Source organism: Nostoc piscinale CENA21, from assembly GCF_001298445.1.
GTDB classification, from domain to species: domain Bacteria; phylum Cyanobacteriota; class Cyanobacteriia; order Cyanobacteriales; family Nostocaceae; genus Nostoc_B; species Nostoc_B piscinale_A.
The window spans coordinates 6,009,183-6,029,931 of the sequence record NZ_CP012036.1 but is presented as its reverse complement, the minus strand read 5'-3'; the positions used below and the strand labels follow the sequence as shown (position 1 = coordinate 6,029,931).

Annotated in this window: 17 protein-coding genes; 5 read left to right on the top strand and 12 right to left on the bottom strand. The window is 39.9% G+C overall.

What is annotated here, in order from left to right; translation table 11 throughout:
• Window positions 1-296: 296 nt before the first annotated feature.
• The 3 genes from metG (at window position 297) to lptC (ending at window position 3,958) form a co-directional block, all read left to right on the top strand.
• Window positions 297-1,898: a methionine--tRNA ligase gene (gene metG / locus ACX27_RS25770; protein WP_062296616.1), complete on the top strand. Its 1,602-nt coding sequence runs from the start codon at window positions 297-299 to the stop codon at window positions 1,896-1,898.
• A 171-nt stretch (window positions 1,899-2,069) separates the two neighbouring features.
• The gene (locus ACX27_RS25765) at window positions 2,070-2,702 is read left to right on the top strand and encodes a LabA-like NYN domain-containing protein (protein ID WP_015112605.1); all 633 of its coding nucleotides are present in this window, start codon (window positions 2,070-2,072) and stop codon (window positions 2,700-2,702) included.
• Entirely contained in the window at window positions 2,699-3,958 is a 1,260-nt protein-coding gene (gene lptC, locus ACX27_RS25760) for an LPS export ABC transporter periplasmic protein LptC (RefSeq protein WP_144427530.1), read from the top strand. The genes ACX27_RS25765 and lptC overlap by 4 nt, the downstream gene beginning before the upstream one ends.
• 80 nt (window positions 3,959-4,038) lie before the next feature.
• On the opposite strand, the gene ACX27_RS34435 is transcribed toward lptC, so the two are convergent.
• A complete protein-coding gene (locus tag ACX27_RS34435; RefSeq protein WP_256364410.1) occupies window positions 4,039-4,326 on the bottom strand; it encodes a DUF4279 domain-containing protein in 288 nt (95 codons plus the stop codon).
• Between the two features lie 59 nt (window positions 4,327-4,385).
• On the opposite strand from ACX27_RS34435, the gene ACX27_RS25750 reads away from it, so the two are divergent.
• Window positions 4,386-5,408 (top strand): IS4 family transposase, encoded by a 1,023-nt coding sequence (locus ACX27_RS25750; RefSeq protein ID WP_083468653.1) that lies wholly within the window; start codon window positions 4,386-4,388, stop codon window positions 5,406-5,408.
• Window positions 5,409-5,465: 57 nt separating this feature from the next.
• Here the strand turns inward: ACX27_RS25750 and ACX27_RS25745 are convergent, their stop codons facing one another.
• The 8 genes from ACX27_RS25745 to ACX27_RS25705 form a co-directional block, all read right to left on the bottom strand.
• Window positions 5,466-6,716 carry a P-loop NTPase fold protein gene (locus ACX27_RS25745; RefSeq protein WP_062296613.1) on the bottom strand — a complete coding sequence of 417 codons (1,251 nt, stop codon included), beginning with the start codon at window positions 6,714-6,716 and terminating at the stop codon, window positions 5,466-5,468.
• A gap of 226 nt (window positions 6,717-6,942) precedes the next feature.
• Window positions 6,943-7,200, bottom strand: a complete 258-nt coding sequence (locus tag ACX27_RS25740) for a hypothetical protein (RefSeq protein ID WP_235526384.1) — start codon at window positions 7,198-7,200, stop codon at window positions 6,943-6,945.
• Window positions 7,200-7,382: a hypothetical protein gene (locus ACX27_RS25735; protein WP_062296610.1), complete on the bottom strand. Its 183-nt coding sequence runs from the start codon at window positions 7,380-7,382 to the stop codon at window positions 7,200-7,202. The genes ACX27_RS25740 and ACX27_RS25735 overlap by 1 nt, the downstream gene beginning before the upstream one ends.
• Complete coding sequence (locus ACX27_RS25730; protein ID WP_062296609.1) at window positions 7,382-8,125, bottom strand: M50 family metallopeptidase; 744 nt, start codon at window positions 8,123-8,125, stop codon at window positions 7,382-7,384. The genes ACX27_RS25735 and ACX27_RS25730 overlap by 1 nt, the downstream gene beginning before the upstream one ends.
• Window positions 8,126-8,257: 132 nt before the next feature.
• Window positions 8,258-9,088: an FHA domain-containing protein gene (locus ACX27_RS25725; protein ID WP_062296607.1), complete on the bottom strand. Its 831-nt coding sequence runs from the start codon at window positions 9,086-9,088 to the stop codon at window positions 8,258-8,260.
• 285 nt (window positions 9,089-9,373) lie between these two features.
• Window positions 9,374-10,096: a 6-phosphogluconolactonase gene (gene pgl, locus ACX27_RS25720; RefSeq protein ID WP_062296605.1), complete on the bottom strand. Its 723-nt coding sequence runs from the start codon at window positions 10,094-10,096 to the stop codon at window positions 9,374-9,376.
• A gap of 217 nt (window positions 10,097-10,313) precedes the next feature.
• A complete protein-coding gene (locus tag ACX27_RS25715) occupies window positions 10,314-13,124 on the bottom strand; it encodes a CHAT domain-containing tetratricopeptide repeat protein (protein ID WP_062296602.1) in 2,811 nt (936 codons plus the stop codon).
• A gap of 676 nt (window positions 13,125-13,800) precedes the next feature.
• Window positions 13,801-14,580: a class I SAM-dependent methyltransferase gene (locus ACX27_RS25705; RefSeq protein WP_062296598.1), complete on the bottom strand. Its 780-nt coding sequence runs from the start codon at window positions 14,578-14,580 to the stop codon at window positions 13,801-13,803.
• Window positions 14,581-14,701: 121 nt separating this feature from the next.
• On the opposite strand from ACX27_RS25705, the gene ACX27_RS25700 reads away from it, so the two are divergent.
• Complete coding sequence (locus tag ACX27_RS25700) at window positions 14,702-15,586, top strand: LysR family transcriptional regulator (protein ID WP_062296596.1); 885 nt, start codon at window positions 14,702-14,704, stop codon at window positions 15,584-15,586.
• 137 nt (window positions 15,587-15,723) lie between these two features.
• On the opposite strand, the gene ACX27_RS25695 is transcribed toward ACX27_RS25700, so the two are convergent.
• The 3 genes from ACX27_RS25695 to ACX27_RS25685 form a co-directional block, all read right to left on the bottom strand.
• Window positions 15,724-17,460: a R3H domain-containing nucleic acid-binding protein gene (locus ACX27_RS25695; RefSeq protein WP_062296593.1), complete on the bottom strand. Its 1,737-nt coding sequence runs from the start codon at window positions 17,458-17,460 to the stop codon at window positions 15,724-15,726.
• Between the two features lie 40 nt (window positions 17,461-17,500).
• Window positions 17,501-18,673: a circadian clock protein LdpA gene (ldpA, locus tag ACX27_RS25690; protein ID WP_062296591.1), complete on the bottom strand. Its 1,173-nt coding sequence runs from the start codon at window positions 18,671-18,673 to the stop codon at window positions 17,501-17,503.
• Window positions 18,674-18,912: 239 nt separating this feature from the next.
• Window positions 18,913-20,748, bottom strand: a complete 1,836-nt coding sequence (locus tag ACX27_RS25685) for a two-component system response regulator (protein ID WP_062296589.1) — start codon at window positions 20,746-20,748, stop codon at window positions 18,913-18,915.
• Window position 20,749 lies beyond the last annotated feature (1 nt).

Below are 20,749 nucleotides of genomic sequence, written 5' to 3'. Positions count from 1 at the left end.
CTTAGGATAGAAATGTCTTATCTATAAAAGCTGATGATTTTTCTATGTTTAGAGCGTTGTACTTTTGGTCACAATCTATGTAAGAAACAACATCAGATAAACCTTATGAAATTCTCATTTCTGTTTTTAGAGCTGAAATTAGCCAAATTTGTACTTATTACAAAACATTTCTGAACTCTAGAAATTTGCTAATATTAAGGTGAACTTTGAAAAAGAGATAGTAATGTAATATAATTGCGTGGTTTTGCCTTCATAACTAAGTATAAAACGTTTTAATAATTTGTTTTTTATTCTGCATGAACCTAGTGGATAAAACAGACCAAACATTTGCACTGACAACACCCCTCTACTATGTAAACGATGTCCCTCATATTGGAAGTGCTTATACAACTATTGCCGCAGACGTAGTGGCTAGATATCAGAGACTCAAGGGACATCGTGTCCTGTTAATTACAGGTACAGATGAACATGGGCAGAAAATTCAACGTTCAGCAGAGTCTTTAGGCAAAGCGCCCCAAGAATTTTGTGATGGGATTGTTCCCAGTTTTGTCACCTTATGGGAGAAATTAAACATTCAATATGATCGCTTTAGTCGCACAACTGCGCCGCGACATGCAGCGATTGTTAAAGAATTTTTTGGGCGCGTTTGGCAAAAAGGTGATATCTACCAAGGGCAGCAAAAAGGCTGGTATTGCGTAGCCTGCGAAGAATTTAAAGAAGAAAGAGAATTATTAGACGGTAAGCGTTGCCCGATTCATACCAATAAAGAAGTTGAGTGGCGAGACGAACAAAATTATTTCTTTCGCTTATCTAAATACCAAACCCAATTAGAAGAGTTTTATCAATCGCACCCAGATTTCATTCAACCCGAAAGCCGTCGCAATGAAGTTTTAAGCTTTGTCAGCCGAGGTTTGCAAGATTTTTCCATCTCCCGGATTAATCTTGACTGGGGTTTTCCTGTTCCGAGTGATCCTAACCAAACTTTATATGTCTGGTTTGATGCGTTGCTGGGTTATGTTACGGCATTATTAGAACCCGATGCTGAACCAACCTTAGCCAACGCTTTAGCAACATGGTGGCCGATTAACTTACATTTAATCGGCAAAGATATTCTGCGTTTTCATGCAGTTTACTGGCCAGCAATGCTAATGTCGGCAGACTTACCGTTACCAAATAGAGTATTTGGGCATGGATTTTTGACCAAAGATGGTCAAAAAATGGGGAAGGCGCTGGGTAATACCCTTGATCCGATCGCTCTAGTTGAGAGATATGGTAGTGATGCGGTTCGTTATTACTTTCTTAAGGAAATCGAATTTGGCAAAGATGGCGACTTTAATGAAAGTAGATTCATCAACGTTTTAAATGCAGATTTGGCAAATGATTTAGGTAATTTGTTAAATCGCTCCTTGAACATGGTGAAGAAATACTGTGCTGGCAATCAAGTGTCAGTTTCAGATGAAACCATTTCTGCGGCAAATCCTTTGAAAACAATTGGCTTACATCTAGGGGAACAGGTACAACAAGCATATCAAGCACTAGCTTTCAACCAAGCCTGCGAAGCTGTTCTGTCATTGGTACAAGCCAGTAATAAGTTTATAGATGAACAAGCACCTTGGTCACTATATAAACAAGGACAGCAGCAGGAAGTAGAAAAAGTGCTTTATGCAGTTTTGGAATCAGTCAGGCTGTCAGCATATCTTCTTTCACCAGTTATCCCCAATATCAGTAGCGAGATTTATCAGCAACTGGGTTTTGGAATCAACTTTAACGAACAAAATCAAACAACAACTGCTGCCCCATTTTCCATTCATTCCCAATGGGGGTTACTATCTAATAAACAACTGTTGGGGAATCCTCAACCAATTTTTAAACGCATAGAACCTCCGAAAAACGATTAGTTTTTTTAATTTCTTTCAGAACATTTTCTAATCTCTCAAATCTCTCAAAAAATTTATCGGGGCTGAACTTAAATCATTAGCCCCGGAAAATTATCATAAAACTCTCTAACTAAAAGTAAAAGTTGGAAATTTGTATCAAAAATATCAAGATAAAAATGAGGTATGACAACAATGTTGAATAATTTAGAAAACGACTCGATATTTACGCCGGAACAAGTTTTAGAGAATCGAGGCCGAGTCGCTATATTTATTGACGGTTCAAATCTATTTTATGCTGCTTTGCAATTAGGAATTGAAATTGATTACACCAAGTTGTTGTGTCGTTTAACAGGTGGATCTCGGCTGTTGCGGGCTTTTTTCTACACTGGTGTCGATAGAACCAACGAAAAGCAGCAAGGTTTTTTGTTGTGGATGCGTCGGAATGGCTATCGTGTCATTGCTAAAGACTTAGTACAACTCCCGGATGGTTCCAAGAAAGCCAACTTAGATGTCGAAATCGCCGTTGATATGATGGCGTTGGTCGATTCCTATGATACTGCGGTGTTGGTGAGTGGGGATGGCGATTTAGCCTATGCCGTCAATTCTGTAAGCTATCGTGGTGTAAGGGTAGAGGTTGTGAGTTTACGCTCGATGACCAGTGATAGTTTAATTAATGTGAGCGATCGCTACATTGATTTAGAAGCTATCAAAGAAGATATCCAAAAAACACCACGCCAAAGTTACCCCTATCGTCCCTTATCGGGAATGGGTTTTTTGGATGACCCAACAGACCATGACGGACATCTAGAAATTCAGGATACATGAAGCAGCAAGGTAGGCAGATAACAAAAATAAATTTTAGATTTCTGGGGGGAATAACACATAAATCCCCCCACTTTCATTACTTAAGTTTTTTGAAGTTCCAATCACTTAAAACCAAATGGTCTTACCTACTTTTGACTCTACTGTTAATGATCAGTTTAGGGGCTTGTGGTAAACCTTTGACAAACTCCAATCAAAATAATCAAGATTCCTCCCCAGAAGATTCTGAAAGTAAATTAACTTTTTTTGATGTCACCCTAGAACAAGCTGATGAAGTTGGGCGACCGCTTTGGACAGTCAAAGCCAAAAAGGCAAGATACACCAAAGAAAAAGAAATAGCTCAAGCCGAAAATCCTTATGGAGAATTATATCAAGATGGCAAAATAGTTTATCAAATTAAAGCCGACTTAGCAGATATTGAACAAGATGGTAAACGGCTATTTCTCAAAGGTAAAATTGTAGCCACAGATCCTACTAATGGTGTAGTTTTACAAGGTAACGAAATGGAATGGCTACCCAAAGAAGGTTTATTGATTGTGCGTAACCAAATCAATGGTAGGCATAAACAGTTACAAGCAATAGCCCAAGAAGCGCGAGTTAAAACCCGTGAACAAATAGCCGAATTTATCGGTAAAGTCGTTGCTAATTCAACTGATCCCCAAATTAAAATGCGGACAGAACATTTAATTTGGCAGGTTAAACAAGAAAAATTAATTGGCGATCGCCCTTTACAATTTGAACGTTATAAAAATAATCAAATTACCGACCGTGGTCGTGGCAATTCTGCCGAATTTAACTTAAAAACTAAAATCGCTACCATCAAACAAAATGCCCAAGCAGATTTATTAGAACCACCAGTACAAATCATTGGTAACTCGATGGTCTGGAATATGAATACAGAAAATATCAAAACAAATTCTCCTGTGAGGGTATTTCACCGGGCGGAAAAAATGACGGTGACTGGTAATCAAGCTGAGATGAAAATCCCCCAAAAAACAGTTTATGTAGTAGGGAATGTCAACGCCGTTGGTCAGCGTCGTCAGTCTTTAAAGTCTCAGAATTTAACTTGGTATCTTGATAAAAAGTTATTAGAAGCACAGGGAAATGTCGTTTATCGCCAAGCCAGTCCAGCCTTAACATTTAATGGAGATACAGCCGTCGGTAATCTGGAAACCGACAACATTGTTGTCAGTGGTGGGAAAACAGGTAATCGTGTCGTGACAGAAATTATTCCCGAATCACCAAAACCGAGGAACTAAAAGTAAAAAGTAAAAAGGAAAAAGTAAAAAGTAAAAAGTAAAAAAGTGTAGGTTGGGTGGAGGAACGTAACCCAACATTCTCAAGACTCCTTCTCATCATAATTAAAGTAAATGTCTAGACTAAGACTCAAACCTCTGTCACTAATTCGCTGAAGCGTTTGCGGTGAAAAATCAAGTCCACGATTCCACTGCTTCAACCATAATCCGCAGAATAAATCAGCATCAAACTTAGTCGTCAGTTTGTGCCATATACCAAGATCCACAGGTAATTGGTCAAATAAAGTATTGATCTGATATTCAAGACTGACACCTGCACATCTTTTAACACGATATACCCCAGAAGTGTTGAATGTTAAGAAAAACCCGATAGAAATCGCCCAAAGTTTGGTAAAATTTGGGCGATAAACATAAATATATCTGTTTGATAGTGATTATAAATAGATTTCCTAAAATTGTCAAAGATATCCTGAGCCAACTGCCAAAAAATGATTATCCAGTCTTGAACAGCCGTCTGTTTGTCGAGTGCTGGCTATCTTATGTATTGGACAACAGCTTAACAAGTATGCGAGATGTGTTTAAGCGGTTAAATAATACAGGATATCCCGTAGATATTTCGACTTTCTCAAAAGCTAATTTGCATCGAAGTCAACAACCATTTCAAGAAATTTATGAAAAATTAAATAAGTTAGTCCAACAGGTAAATAACAAAAAATTACACGATAAATATGCTATTTGTCCAATTGATTCTACAATTATTACTTTGACGAGTAAGTTGTTATGGATTTTAGGATTTCATCAGGTAAAACTGTTTAGTTCGCTGAATTTAGCTACAGGAACACCTGAAGATAATTTCATTAATTTTGGGCATAACCATGATTATAATTTTGGTTCAAAAATGCTCTCAAATTTGCCAACGGATGCTGTGGGGGTAATGGACAGGGGGTTTGCCGGATTTAAATTTATCCAAGAATTAGTCCAGGACAAAAAATACTTTGTTCTCCGGATTAAAAACAATTGGAAACTCGAATTTCAAGAGTCAACTGGCTTAATCAAAATTGGCGCATCTCATGATGCTAATGCCTATAGAGTGGTGAGTTTTTGCGATTTAGAAACTCAAACCGAATTTCGGTTAGTGACTAACTTACCTGCTACGGGAGAAACGGCTGTTAGTGATGATGAAATTCGAGATATTTATCGATTACGCTGGAGCGTTGAATTGTTATGGAAGTTTTTGAAGATGCACTTAAAGTTGGATAAATTAATTACCAAAAACCTCAATGGCATCACTATCCAAATTTATACTAGCCTGATTGCTTATCTGATTTTACAGCTTGTCTCTATTCCTGAACAATGGGGTAATACATTATTAGATAAATTTCGCTATCTTCAGTCTTGTATGTGTCAGAAAATCAGTTATGTTCATTGGTTTGAAGAGATGATGTTATGTTGACATTTTTTGGCTTCTTAGAATCCGTGTAATTATTTATGTAAAGTTTTATATCATCATTCAACATTTCTGAATTGAAGCATATTGTTCAACTTGTTCAAATTCAGAAATACTTAAATATAAATGATTCTCTTCAAGAAAATTTATAATTCCCTCCCGGATTTCTTGTTCAGAATTTCCAAATGAATTATAATACGGCTTGTGAAGGTTACGCAATTTTTCAATAACTTGATTTTTTTCCTCTCTATCATTAAGAATTTTTCCTCTTTTAATAAACTCTATTTCATTAGAACTAGACAGCGATTTTTCTACTGAATTGATTATAATCTCATCAATTTCTAGAGAGTTATATCCTAGCTTATATAATTGTTTTATAAGTTTAATTTGTTCCTCAAAATTGTCGTTATTTTTATATTTTGAAGAGTCTGTTAAAGATAATATACTGTCTATAGTAATGGAAGAATCTTTACGAAACTCCGTATCGATTATTAATAAATTAATAACAACAATATTTTTTATAACTTGATTACGTAAACCAGGCTGCCAATCTTTTATTAAAGGACTAAGTTCATCAATCAGCCATCTAGTTTTACGGAGAACACGAATGTTGTTTGTATGAGTATTTATAAAAACTGATTTTATTACCTCTTTATCAGGATGATCCTTAAAGATAAAATCTAAGTTTTCTTCTACTGTTGGAGCGAGAGTAAATTCTCTATCAATTACTTTTTCTCTATAAGTCTTTAAGATATCTTTAGAATCGTTATCTAGATTATCATCACTATAAATTAAAATTATTTTACATTTTAATTCCTGAACTAGATATTCAACAAAGCCAAGTATTTCATCTAGTTTAAGCTGAGATTTTCTTTCAATATCGTCAATACATATAATTGAATTCTCGTTTACGTTTAAATTAAAAAATATCTCAAGCAATAAATCACCACCCATAGCAAGTAATGAACCTGATAATCCAAAGTCAAGTTTTGGAGTTTTTTCTAATCTTCCAGAGTTACGGTTGATAAATTCAGAAATATTTTGAATTGGTTTAGGTTTGAGATTTTTCTGGTAATTAGCAACTATTCTTGCTTTCAAGTGTTCAATTGAAGAAATACCAAAAACAGAAGCATACAAATAATAGTTTCTTTGATGTTCATCTAAACAACTTCGTACTAGATGGGTTTTTCCAATACCCCATTTTCCTTTGACAGCTAATACTTTATAGTCTTTATTGTTTAAGAATTTATGAATAATATTTTCTGCTTCTCTTCGATTCACCCCAGAATGAAATATATTTGTACTGTCCACCATAAACGCTTGTAACCTGCGGGAATAACTAAAATTACAATTACTTTATTTATTTTAGAATCATTAATTAGAAGTGTATTTGGTTACATAAGAAAAACAACAAAAAAAACATCACACCTTGCGGCTGGTAATTTTGATTACTTACCTATGAAATTAGTAGGCAGATAAATCCAACTTACCAGCAGTGAACTCACTAATTTTCTCTAGATAATATAATCGCCCTACAAAATCATTCTTCATCGGGTAAATTTTCCATCTCTTGTGCAATCAGAGACTGAAAATCTGCATCACAGTGAGTATGCAAATGAACTGTAGCAGCTAGTAATTCTCCCAATATTTCAGCTTGCTGGTTAGTAGTTAAACTGGGTAACTGGAGTTGATTGATTAAAGCTTGAACTTTACTACATTCTGTACCTAATTCAGCAATTAAAGTACTGAGTGTAGAACTTCTAATTGCTAAAGAGCGATCGCTAATCTGCATATTCATTATTCCAATCTTTTGCGGGCTTGTTGGATTGCTTTTTCAAAAGCACGAATCTCTTTTTCCCAATGTTTAATTAAACCTTCGTCTGGTAAATCTTTTTCTGATTCCAGTCTAATCTTTTCTTGATGTTCCTGAATCCTTTGAGTTAAGGAATCAATCGCCTTTTTGTGATGTTTCTTACCCATTACGCTGAACGATAGGCAATGCGGAGACTTTGAATCAAGATAACCAAAGAAGCGATCGCCATCAAGCCGCCCCAAAACCAATAAGGTAAAAGTAAATATCTTTGCATTTGGGCTGTGTCAGATAGCCCCAAATAACCAGCACTATAACTAAATAAATAATCGAGTTGGTGATAAGTACTCACGCAAGCTTGGACACCCAAAAATTGAATAGCAAAACCCTGCATCCAACGTGGCGCTTTTAAAGAAATACCAAGAATAATTAACCCTAATAAGGGAACTGCCAACAAACCAAACCAAGAACGCACCCAAATTAATGTAGATAACAATAGAAAACTACCTAAAATTTTTAAACTCAAAGATGCGGCTTTAAAACTGCGCGAAGCCAGAATCAAAGCTGCACCAGCAATTGGCGGCCCCATTGGCCCAGCCGCAGCGACTAAACCTGGGCCAAGGGGGCCTAGTGATCTGACGATGCTATAAGTAGCTACACCAGAACCATTGCTAAAAATTTCCAACTTGTGAAACTGTCCGCCCAACACCAGCGCCATCAAACCGTGTCCCATTTCGTGAAACCAAGTTGCCAAAATGGTGAACGGGTATAAAATATAGTCGCCGCCGGGAACTTGCCACAACACAGCCGTAGCGATCGCAGCTGCAACTAACCACGTCAACCCCATACGTTCTACCTCTGGTGGGGCTTCTGTCGAGAGCAAAGTTGCAAAATCTTTACTTGGTTCCTTCATGGCGTACTTTCCTGAATGTAATTACCCCAATGAGTGGAGTGTCTTTTCATCCATCCTAATCTAAGGAGGCAGGAGGCAGGAGGCAGCATCATTCTTTCTCTGTTCCCTGTTCCCTGTCCCCTGTTCCCTTTCTTACGTTAGCTGGAAGATAAATGTTACCAAGTCGCCTTTACCGAGGCTGATGCGATCGCCTGGGCGGAGACGGTGTCTGTTGCCTGGTAATAATGGCAAGTTGTTAATATAAGTGCCATTAGAACTACCGACATCTTCGACATAGAAAGCATCTCCCTCAACACGAATATCTGCGTGGATGCGAGAGACAATTTCTGAATTACTAAACCCGGAAACATCAATATCGGGGGGGATGCGGTCATTAGGTTTACCCATGTGAATTACCGAAAGACTTTGGGGTAATTCAATTTCGCGATCGCTTTGAATGTGAACTAACCGCGCTGTTACCTGTTGTAACTGAGTTCTCGCCACACCTGCGGGTGCTTGTACAGGTACAGGTGCGGGTACTGTTGCTTCTGGTTCTGGTGCGGGTGCGGGTTCTGGTGCAGGTTCTGGTTCTGGTTCGGGCGCAGGTGCAGCAGCTACAGGCGGTGGAGATGGAGGTGCGCTTTCTACTGCTGCTGGTGGTGCGACAGGTACAGGTGCAGGTTGTTGATTAATTCCTAGTGCGTCTGGTTGTAACAGATCCAATAGCGGATCTGGTGTCACTAATGGCGGTACTTGCACAGGAACTTCGGGAGCAACTGTAGGAGCAACAGCCGCAGCAGAAACAGGAGCAGGTGCAGCAGCAGCATGGAGATTAAACCCACATTGACCGCAGAAAGCAGCATCAGCCTGTACCGTTGCTCCACAGTTGGGACAGTTACTAGTCGCTGGTAAAGGCGTATAGCAAGCTTCGCACTGGACAGCGCCGTTGGGATTGGGATGATTGCAATTCGGGCAGACGATCATTGATTTAAGCCTTTGTTGAAGATCAGCGTTAGATAGCACTGGTAAGCAGAAAAAACTCCGTAGATGCTTCTGCTTCTACCAATCGGCAGTTTTGCAAGGGGGCGATTCTAGCTTTCGATTTTAACAACTACTCTTGAGGAAATTAAAAGTAAAAAGGCAAAAGTAAAAAGAATAGCGTTTCTTCGTTTTAAGTGCTGGGGGCTAGAGATTAGAGGCTAGTTAGGATCTAACTCATATAATTGGCGCTATCGACTCTTTTGCCTTTTTACTTTTTACTTTTGACTTTTAAGCTGGCAATTCCGCCCCAGCCGCCGCATCTAGTAGCCACCAAAGTTCCCCTTGGGGACGAATTAAGCGAGATGGATAACTAAAGTCATCGGCTTGGGGGGCAAAGACTTTGGCTAAGGCTGGACGTTTATTAGCACCAGCCACTACAAAAATCACGCTACGAGCAGCGTTGATCAAGGGGTAAGTAAAGGTGATGCGGGGATTGCCATCTTTATTACCCACAGTCACTAAGCGATCGCTCACTTTTAATGCTTCGGTGTGGGGAAATAAAGATGCAGTATGGGCATCATCTCCCATACCCAGCAAAATTACATCTAATGATGGAAACTCGCCGGGAGCAGAATGAAAAAATTCTTGTAAATCCTGTTCATGCTTGGCAGCCGATAAAGCTGGATCAGCGTCTAAAGTTGGCATAGCGTGAATATTGGCGGCGGGGATATCAACACGGTCTAACCATGCACGCCGCGCCATTAATTCGTTGCTATCGGGATGATCTGGGGGGACGTAACGCTCATCACCCCAAAAGACGTGAATTTTATCCCAAGGCAAATCTTTTGTAGCGATCGCTTCATATAAAGGCTTGGGTGTACTACCACCAGATAAGGCAATCGTGAATTGCCCCCGTTGAGCAATGGCGGTTTCCAACTTCGATAAAATTAACTCCAGCGATCGCGCTATCAGCGCAGACTGATCTGATAGAACTTCTACCTGTTTATTCATGGCTTGATAATTACATTGCCGGCTTCCAGCAATACGATACCGAACTTATTACAAACCCTCCTTTGAACTTTTGAAACTTTTAACATCATCAGTTAGGTGGGCAAAATTTAACCTAATTCATGGTTATCATCTGTCAGGTTATTTTGTCCGTAGTCAGTTGTACTAACTGGGAAGAGGGGTGTAAGGGTGTAGGGGTGTAGGGGAATCTGAAAACTGACTACTTTTCCCTCAACGCATTCCAATTACCAGAAGGAACAAACGCCGCCCAAAATCTGGGATGCTGATATTCTTGTGTTTTGAGTAAATCTAACTGTGCAGCACGTAAAGCTTCATGTCTTCCTTTACCTGCTTGCAAATTCTGGTAATACTTCGCCATCAAATCTTTTGTTGCTGCATCATCTACCAACCACAGACTTAAAACTTGGGTTTGAGAACCCGCAATTACCAAAGCCCGACGCAAACCATACACACCATCGCCAACTTTGACATCACCTTTACCAGTTTCACAAGCCGACAGCACCACCAACTGATTAGAACGCAAATCTAAACCAGCAACTTCCAGCGCCGTTAAAATCCCATCATCACTGTTTTTCACCTGATTACGTTTGTTGGCACCAGCCAGGGCTAAACCAGAACGTAATAAGGGGTTTTCTACTGCTAAAATCTTTTCTGGATTTGGTTTTTCTGGTAAATCTAATGATGCGTTGATATCTTGGGTGATGTCAGCGATGAAAAAACCGTGAGTCGCCAAGTGGAGAATTACCGGACTGTGTAATTGTTTAACTGCCGTTTCTGTGGCATTTTTGCCTAATATTAATTTGGCATTTGGTAAAACTTTTTTAATGGCGATCGCTTCAGATTTAGTTGCAGATAAGGGTAAAAATTCCAAGGTTGCTAAATCACCAGAGCGTTGATTTGATATGGTTGGTACACTAGGTTTTTTATTAGCAGTGCTAGTTGGATTTTGGTGGTCGTAGTCAATATCTGCCAACACAACCGGAGTCGTAGCATTACTATAATTTGACTGAAAACGTAATAAATCTCGCCCAGTCGTCAGGTAAGAAAATGAATAACGCTGAATCAGGAATTGGTCTTGCTCATCTTTGAGAGCCTCAAAGGGAATTAATGTTAATTGTCCATCAGGAGAGATTAAAATATGCCGCGCATCACCCAACAAAGGACGAATAGGTGCGATTAACTTTTCATCTAACGTGCGAGCCAGTTTTTTAAATCCTCTACCAATGGCTAACGCTGTGCGGAAATCTATCGCTAATTTATCAATTTCTGTGGCTTCACCTAAATCAACCCATGTTGGTTGACCTTGAAAACGCAATACCGCCACCGCATAACGGGGTTTACCAAATTTTTCTGCTTCTGTTGTGGCTTTGACGTTGAATGGTTTATATTGCACAATTTCTAACAAAGCTGCATCTTGAGGTATTTTGGCTTGGACAGCTAATAAATCGACTGGTTGAATTTGCTGACGAAATTCGGCACTTTTAACACTAATTTTGGCTTCTAGTTTTTCCTTTTCTGCTTCCAATTTTCCTATCTGCTCTGTAGGGTTAGCAGTTTGTTGTGTTGATCGAGAAAAAACTAAGGCTGATAATTGCTGTTGTATTTGCAACCATTGAGTGAATAATTTTTGAGTTTCGGGACTTTTATCTAATTTGCTGCGTAATATTTGGATGCTGTCAGCTACAGCATCTAAAACTAGTCCTTTACGACGTAGTACAGTAGTTAAAGCTAAAGATGCGGCGGCTGGATTATTCTGCGCTTCTTGCAGAGCCAGGGAAACAGTAGCGTCAGTTGTCCCAGCAAAAGTCTTAATATAATCTTGTTTATTTTTTTCTGAGCCGACAGCAAAAATTAAATCAAGATTTTTTGCTTGAATATCTAACCCACGACGCTGAAAATCAACAGCATGAACAATATCACCCTTGGCTTGATACAGAGAAGCCAAATTAGTCAAGTTAATGGCCACATCAGGATGTTGTTTTCCTAATACCTTTTCAAAAATGGCTAAAGCGCGGAGATGCAGAACTTCTGCTTGTTCATATTTCCCTTGTGAACTATATAGTGCAGCCAAATTATCTAATTTGTTAGCAACATCAGGATGTGATTTACCTAATATCTTTTCACTAATAGCTAAAGCCCGAAAATACAGAGGTTCAGCTTTGGCAAATTTTCCTTGGGCATTATACGATGCAGCCAAATTATTTAAAGTAATTGCAATATCGGGATGTTCTTTCCCAAAAACCTTTTCGTAAATAGCTAAAGCACGTAGATGCAGTGATTCTCCTTGTTCATATTTTCCCTGTAAATCATAAAATAATCCCAAATTATCTAAGATAGTTGCAAAATCAGGATGTGAGTTACCCAGCAACTTCTCATAAATAGCCAGTGAGCGGAGATACAATGGTTCTGCTTGTTTAAATCTACCTTGTAGACGATACAGTCCAGCTAAATTATTTAAGCTAATAGCGACATCTGGATGTTCTTTACCAAACACCTTTTCATAAATAGCTAAAGCACGCAGATGCAATGGTTCTGCTTGTTCATATTTGCCCAGTTTTCTATACAGTAAGGCTAAATTATCTAAGCTAGTAGCAATTTCACGATGCGAATTACCCAATAATTTTTCTTTAATAGCTAGTGAGCGGAGATACAGAGGTTCTGCTTGTTGATATTCTCCCTGTGCTTGATATAGTGTAGCCAAATTATTTAAATTAGTGGCAACAACTAGATTTTCTTGACCAAGCACTTTTTCTCTAATAGCTAATACACGTTCAGCTAAGGGGATAGCGGTACTATATTTTCCTTCTTGGTATAGCTTGATGACTTGTTGATTTAGTTCTTCAGCTTCCTTTAAGGCTGCTTGTTGCTCTGCGGAATATGTAGGGGTTTGCTGTTGCGACATCCCTTTGACTGGCATACTTAACACTAAGCCCGGTGTCATTCCCGCTACCATTATCCAAGGTGCTAGACACACACCCGCAGCATTAATCGCACTGAAGAACTTTTTCACAATCAACTCACAAGCATTTTGGTTCGGTTATGACATCAATCATGTCCGCCCTAAGAACTTTTTGCAAAGCTGTTGTAAACAAAACTCAAAACCTTTTCTTCATCTTTGCGCCTCTGCGCGGCAGTCGCTACTCTGCGAGAAGCCGCGCCGAGCGCGTCTACAAGTCGGCAGAGCCGCCTTGCCTCTGCGCGAGAAAATTCCACAAAATTTCCTGACACTTCAACCTCAAAGGTTCAATTTTCAACTTCAGAACTTTAACGTTCGAGTAAAAAGGTTTAACTTTCAACTTCCGAACTTCAATGTTCGAGTAAAAAGGTTCAACTTTCAACTTCCGAACTTCAATGTTCGAGTAAAAAGGTTCAACTTTCAACTTCCGAACTTTAATGTTCGAGTAAAAAGGTTCGACTTTCAACTTCCGAACTTCAACGTTCGAGTAAAAAGGCTGAAACTTTTTATTTTATATTTTGTACCAAGCGACTGGAAGTCTCGGCTACACAGGCAAAACCCACAGTTTCACAAGCTCAGTGACCAGCTACGCGGATTAAAATCAAGATTTTTTGTTTGTCTTCACTACAATATTAGGCGATCGCACGTTTGTATAGCCGCGATTTCTAATCCTAGGGCTAGATGCAAGATGTGGTTCATATCATGTCCGCTAGCTTTTACGGTCACGTTACTACACTTTGATAGAGAGAATGCGAATTCTGCGATAGTCTGCCAGCCAAACATGATTTTTGTAAAGTGTAGGCTTGAGGTAGTCTTCAACATCACGAATCACTTCTGCTTGTTCCACCGCCGACAGGTTGGTGAAAAAAGGACGAGCAAACATTTCCAGCCAGTTTTTGATACCTGCTCTCCCATCTGCTAAGACAGTGGGGCGGGGAAATAAGATAGCATGAGTAACTTCAAAACCTTGTTTTTCAAGTAAGTTACTATACTTACTAATGCTAGGAAAATACCAAGGATTGAAAGCTTGGGGGCGAGAAAAACCAGTTTTTTCCAAAGCCATATACAAGGCTTGAACTATGGATTCTACGTTACCTTTACCACCAAATTCAGCTACAAAACGTCCTCCTGGTTTGAGTGCTTGATATGTGGAGGCGATCGCAGCATCTGCTTCTTTGATCCAATGCAAGGTAGCATTAGAAAATACAGCGTCAAATAGTTTGTCTATTTGCAAGTCACGCGCATCAGCAACTTCAAACCGTAAGCTAGGATAATTTTGTCGCGCCTTTTCAATCATTGTGGCGGCGCTATCAATTCCCATCACTTCAGCGCCAGACTCGGCAATTTTGGCAGCAAGTTGTCCAGTTCCACAACCTAAATCTAAAATCAACTCTCCTGGTTTGGGGTTCAGCCATTGCAGCAAATCTTCGCCATATTGCCACACAAAAGCGTGTTTATTTTCATAAAGCAAAGCATTCCAATTATCTTTGGATGGCGAAATCTGATTCATAAATTTTAGTGAAATTCCGTGTGTTGATTGCTTAATATCCACAGTAAAAAAGATTTTTATTAATGTCCAATATATTTTTATACTGTCATTAATATTTAAAAAATATTAGTTACCCTTACCAATGGAATTACGCCATCTGCGCTACTTTGTGACGTTGGCAGAAGAACTACACTTTGGCAAAGCTGCCGAAAAACTGCATATTGCCCAACCTCCCCTCAGTCAACAAATTCGCCAACTAGAGGCAGAATTGGGATTTGAACTGTTTCATCGCACAAAACGCCATGTGCAGTTAACAGCAGCAGGTGAAGTATTTTTGAGGGAAGTGCAGCAAATTCTTCACCAATTACAACAAGCAATTCAAATCGGACAACAAACCAGTCGTGGCGAAGTCGGAAAATTAGTGATTGGCTTTGTCAGTTCTACTGCGTATAATATCTTGCCATTCATACTCAAGAATTATCGCAACTGTGTTCCTGGAGTAAATCTAGAGTTACATGAATTAACTACAGATCAACAACTAAATTGGTTGCAGGAAGGACGGATGGATGTTGGTTTTATTCGTCCTCCTATTGAAAACAATATATTTAGCTGGGAAACGATTTTTCAAGAGTCGCTTGTGGTGGCGTTACCAGAGACCCATATCCTAGCGAAGCAAGCCCAAATTAGTGTGACATCCCTAGCTAATGAAGGGTTTATTTTATTTCCTCGAAAATTAGCACCCGGACTCTACGATTTGATTATCAGTCTTTGTCAGCAATCAGGTTTTAGTCCCAATGTCGTGCAAGAAGCTATTCAGATGCAAACCATTGTCAGTATCGTAGCAGCAGAAATGGGAGTGGCGATCGTCCCAGCATCATTACAACACTTGCAAAGAACAGGAGTAGTTTATAAACACATTGAAGAACCTACTCCAAAAGTAACAATTGCAATGATTTGGCGTAGCAGTGACGCATCTTCAACTGTGCAGAAATTTGTAGATATCGTCAGACACTATAGTAGGGGATAGGTGACAAGTTATACTATTTTAAATTGAAACAAATTAAGGCTTGAAATAAGAGTGTTGAGGTGTCAAGTATTTAAAACTCTGACATCCCAACACTCAAGTTCAACAACTAACTTTTGTGCGTTAATCCTGAATTAAAATTACGCCGGATAAATCCTTAAGCGACGATTAGGTTCTTCGCCAAAACTATGGGATTTGAGGCGATAATGTTCTACCAATTCATGCTGCATTTTGCGGACTTGGGGAGAACGGGGCAGTAACTCTACTGGTTGTCCTTTGGGAATGACAATTTGCTCGACTGCAAGTCTAGCTTCCTCTAGGGCATCAATTTCATCATCGCTGCCACTGTGCAGAAAAAGTTGCAATTCGCGGTCATCAGCAATTTCTGGGTCGTCGATGTTCAACAAGCGCCGCAGTCCACGGGTAATTTGCGGAATGGTGCTGGCTTTAATCATGTGGATAGGCACATGACGGGCTTTGGCCATTTGCCGTAATTTAGCGTGGTTTTTGACATGCGATCGCAATGCCAAAATTGCATCAGCACTGTCGATATCTTTTGTCAAGACCACAGGCAAAGTCAGCACACTAACTACCTGTTCTAATTGGTGGCGACTTACCCCATAAGGATAAACATGCAGTGGCAAATCTTCCCCATTGGGGCCAGCATTCTTCGTGGCGGCAAAATCAATGGTGTCGGAGTAATTAAAGGACTCTTCTAGCAAGCGGTCAAACTCACTCTGCCCAGTTGTCTTTTCCCGTTCTAGGGTTAATGGCGGAAGTGCCACCATCTGTCCCGATGCACGCCAGCCACCAGACTGTCGCCCAGAGGAGAAAGTGTCTTCCCCACTCGCTACATGACCACCACGACCATTCACCACCGATAGCTGTCGAGTCATGACAACTTTGCCGTTGTCATCCACAGTGCGGGTTTGTGGGCTGGGTTGCCGTCCACGCAATAAAGTATCTACTGTGTCAGCAACACTTTCGTGAACTACCCAACGCTGTCGTTCTAACATCTCTACAGCAATTTCAAAGGTAGGCGGAGCTTTACGCTCTAACACCGTTTTTTGCGAACCGCGCCTCCTGGCTTCGTCGTCTCCCAGTGTCACAGCCTGAATACCACCAACCAAATCAGAAAGTGTGGGGTTTTTGATCAGGTTTTCAATTTGGTTCCCATGAGCAGTGCCTACTAACTGCACACCGCGTTCGGCAATGGTACGCGCTGCTAAAGCTTCCAGTTCTGTGCCGATTTCATCAATCACAATCACTTCGGGCATGTGGTTTTCCACTGCCTCAATCATGACTTGATGCTGAAGTTCTGGATGAGCTACTTGCATCCTTCTCGCACGACCAATAGCAGGGTGGGCAACATCGCCATCTCCAGCAATTTCATTGGAGGTGTCGATAATTACTACTCGTTTGTTTAACTCATCTGCCAACACACGGGCAATTTCCCGCAGGGCAGTAGTTTTACCCACACCTGGACGACCTAGCATGAGAATGGATTTACCTGTTTCTACCAAATCGCGGATCATACCGATAGTACCGAATACCGCACGACCAACACGACAGGTTAAGCCAATTATCTTACCATTCCGATTGCGGATAGCACTGATCCGATGCAAAGTTTGCTCAATTCCTGCTCGATTATCTCCGCCAAATGTGCCGACTCGCTGAATGCAATCATCAATTTGTGCTTGAGTTACGGGTGTTTCACTCAGATACTCAGCTTGATTAGGAAAGCGAGCTTCTGGGCGACGACCCAAATCCAAGACTACTTCAACTAAACTATCTCGCTGAGGATGATTTTCTAGTACTTGTCGCAAGTCTTGGGGCAAGATGTCTAATAACTTTTGGAGATCGTCTTTAATCGTCATGCTTTCTATGGTGACGTTTTGAGAGATAACGAACGAGCGATTATCGCTCTTGCTGTGACTTGATCTGGGAAACGAGAGAACGGGCAAGCCCTACAGCTTCCCACAATAAGTCCGGTTCTGATTCCAGGTGGACATTCCCTTGGACACTGGCGTAATTCACCTCCTTATTCTCCAACTGTTCGAGAATTGGCGACAGCAATACACGGGCATAGCTTCCGTATGCGACTCCTGCAATTGAGGCAGAGGGAGACAAGTCAGAGGGGGAAGACAAGGGAGAAGAGTTTTCTTTCACCCCTGTACCCCTGCACCCCTTCACCCCTGCTCTCTTCAGTAGTCCCATTGCCTTTAACTTAGCAACGGTGTAGCTATTTGTGCCACCTGCTAACTGCACATATCCGGGTAGGTTCGCTGCCAAAACTTTTTGTCCTAATTTGACTGCCGCCATAGTGGTACCATCTCCAATATCACCACTCATTGGACGACCATCGGTTTGCCAAATCAAGGTGCGAGGACGTGGGGTAATTAATTCATAAATTGCTTTTAAGTAATCAATCATGCCGTCGCCATCAGGACAACTGATAGCCAATACCTGAAGTTGTTCAGCCCAAGGTGAAATTACTTGCCATAATTTTTGAAATTCTACTAATCTGCCGACTTGTGTATGAATTTCTACGGCATTTACTCCTGTTGAAATCACCATTGGCGCGATCGCCTCTGGTGTTGATATATATGATCTAGTATAAATTATATCGTAAGGACATAATGGTATGCAACGACCACAACCGTAACATTTCTGAGATTCTACCCCAGAAAAATTATCTGGTTTCCGGTTAAATGCGATCGCCTGTGCCGGACAAATTCGCTCACATGGTCTAGAACAGTCAGAGGGACAATAAACGGCATCAAACTCGGCTTTGCGAAAATGAGGGTCTTCACCATCGTTTAAGCTCACCATTAACAAAGGCGAACTATCCTGATAGTTGAAGCCTCGTTCTTGTGCGGCTTTAGTCAGGTTTTTAGCTACTTGCAGTCCGGCTTTTGCTGCGGCTATCACCGCCGGGTCAGCAGCGACATCTATACAGTCAGCGCCCGCCAAAGTGTAGGCTAAAGTCAAACTTCTGACTGCTGGCAGATGTTGGTAGCTGGCTCCACAAATGAGCTTAAACCAGCGACCGTTTTCCAGGGAATGTAAAGGGGCAAACAAATCAGTCACATCTCTATTATGCTTTTATGTAACTGAAAATAGTAGTCTTTAATCAATAAAATTTTTTTTGACACTATTTTGACTTTCTGAGTAACCAGACTCTCACTTTTGATAGCTAATGTCAATCAACTGCTGCTAGAAATTCTCTTGTCACTGAGAACGAATCAATATATTTTCTATTTTAAATCATGTAAATTTTACTGCCCAGGATACAGAAAACACTCCCTACATTGTATAAAAATATATACTTACCACCTGGGCATAGATGCGATAAAATCAATCACTGCTTCTGGTTGTAAAGCTTGAGAAAACAGATAGCCTTGAGCAAAGTCACAATTCAAACTTCTTAATTTTACTATTTGTTCTTGGGTTTCTACGCCTTCAGCAATCACAGTCATATTCATAGATTTAGCAATACTAATTATTGTTGGTACTAGCCCCAGATTATCTTGATAAAACTGCATTCTAGTAATAAAGGACTTATCAATTTTCAATGAATCTAAAGGCAAACTATGAATATAACTGAGAGAAGAATAACCAGTACCAAAATCATCCATAACTAACTTGATGTTGCGCTGCTTAATTTCTTCAATAATGCTTCTCACAACATGAGTATTTTCCATAATGACACTTTCAGTAATTTCTAATTCTAAATTTTTTGGATTAACTTTGGTGTCATTAATGATTTGATCAATTTGAGTAATTAAGTGGGCTTGGGTGAAAAGACGTGCACTTAAGTTGACACTCATCGTTAAGTTTTTAGGGATATCTGGATGCTCTTGCCAAATGCGTAATTGTTGACAAGCTGATTGTAAAACCCAGATATCAAGGTCGTTAATTAAACCTGTTTCTTCTGCTATGGGGATAAACTCTGTGGGAGCCATTAAACCACGAACAGGATGTTGCCAACGGACTAATGCTTCAAATCCTGCAATCTGACCAGTATTTAAGGCAATAATTGGCTGATAGTAAATAATCAGTTCTCCTCTTTCAATAGCTCGCCGCAGATCGTTTTCAATTTCTAAAAGTTGAATTGCTTCTTGGTACATTGCGGGGTCAAAGACTTTATAACTGGCTTTGCCTTGAGCTTTAGCACGATACATTGCGGTGTCAGCATCGCGTAACAAATACTCTGGTTTTTCATAATCTTTACAACCCCAATTAATTCCAATACTAGCATTCATAAATACTTCATATCTAGACAATTTAAATGTCATAGATAGTTCTTGTAACATTAGTTCGGCAACTTGAATAGCAGAATTAATATCGGAAATATTTTCGAGAAGAATGCCAAATTCATCACCACCTAGTCTTGCTAGGGTATCACCAGGATTCAGACATGATTGCAGACGACGAGCGATCGCAATGAGTAATTCATCTCCCACAAGATGACCGAGAGAATCATTGACAACTTTGAAGCGATCGCAATCTAAATATAGGATAGCAAAATGATAGTTTTTATCTTCTCTAGCCAGGTTAAGAGCTTTGCCTAACTGTCTTAAAAACAAAACTCGATTTGGTAGTCCTGTAAGTGCGTCATGTAGAACTATATCCAGTAATTTATCTTGCAGTTGTTGCCGAGAAACAATTTCTCTTTGCAGTTTTTGCAGAGCATTTTCTAACTCCCAAGTCCGAGATTTAACTCTTTGTTCTAGTTCTGTATTGAGTCTTAATATTTCTAATCTTGCTTGTCTCAGTTCTAGTTGATTTTGAACGCGCACTACAACTTCTTCAAACTCAAAGGGTTTAGTAATATAATCTACTCCTCCTAATCTAAAACCTTTAATTTTATCGAAAACATCATCTAAAGCACTAATAAAGATTACGGGAATATCTGCGGTTAAATCCCAGCTCTTAAACCGCCGACAAACTTCATAACCGTCAACTTCCGGCATCATAATATCAAGTAAAATTAGATCCGGTAAAACAGTTTGACAAGCAGTTAAAGCCATTTGCCAGTTTAACGCTTTACGGACGTTATATCCTTTTCTAGCCAGTAGAGAGGATAAAACTCTCAAGTTATCTGCCTTGTCGTCAATTATTAAGATATCTTTTTTATCCGGGTCTAACTGCTGGTGGTTCATT

Bases quoted from the DNA above. Each gene is read 5' to 3' on its own strand.
- metG (WP_062296616.1), top strand. From the start codon at position 297: ATGAACCTAGTGGATAAAACAGACCAAACATTTGCACTGACAACACCC.
- ACX27_RS25765 (WP_015112605.1), top strand. From the start codon at position 2,070: ATGTTGAATAATTTAGAAAACGACTCGATATTTACGCCGGAACAAGTT.
- lptC (WP_144427530.1), top strand. From the start codon at position 2,699: ATGAAGCAGCAAGGTAGGCAGATAACAAAAATAAATTTTAGATTTCTG.
- ACX27_RS25745 (WP_062296613.1), bottom strand. From the start codon at position 6,716: ATGGTGGACAGTACAAATATATTTCATTCTGGGGTGAATCGAAGAGAA.
- ACX27_RS25740 (WP_235526384.1), bottom strand. From the start codon at position 7,200: ATGAATATGCAGATTAGCGATCGCTCTTTAGCAATTAGAAGTTCTACA.
- ACX27_RS25735 (WP_062296610.1), bottom strand. From the start codon at position 7,382: ATGGGTAAGAAACATCACAAAAAGGCGATTGATTCCTTAACTCAAAGG.
- ACX27_RS25730 (WP_062296609.1), bottom strand. From the start codon at position 8,125: ATGAAGGAACCAAGTAAAGATTTTGCAACTTTGCTCTCGACAGAAGCC.
- ACX27_RS25725 (WP_062296607.1), bottom strand. From the start codon at position 9,088: ATGATCGTCTGCCCGAATTGCAATCATCCCAATCCCAACGGCGCTGTC.
- pgl (WP_062296605.1), bottom strand. From the start codon at position 10,096: ATGAATAAACAGGTAGAAGTTCTATCAGATCAGTCTGCGCTGATAGCG.
- ACX27_RS25705 (WP_062296598.1), bottom strand. From the start codon at position 14,580: ATGAATCAGATTTCGCCATCCAAAGATAATTGGAATGCTTTGCTTTAT.
- ACX27_RS25700 (WP_062296596.1), top strand. From the start codon at position 14,702: ATGGAATTACGCCATCTGCGCTACTTTGTGACGTTGGCAGAAGAACTA.
- ACX27_RS25695 (WP_062296593.1), bottom strand. From the start codon at position 17,460: ATGACGATTAAAGACGATCTCCAAAAGTTATTAGACATCTTGCCCCAA.
- ACX27_RS25685 (WP_062296589.1), bottom strand. From the start codon at position 20,748: ATGAACCACCAGCAGTTAGACCCGGATAAAAAAGATATCTTAATAATT.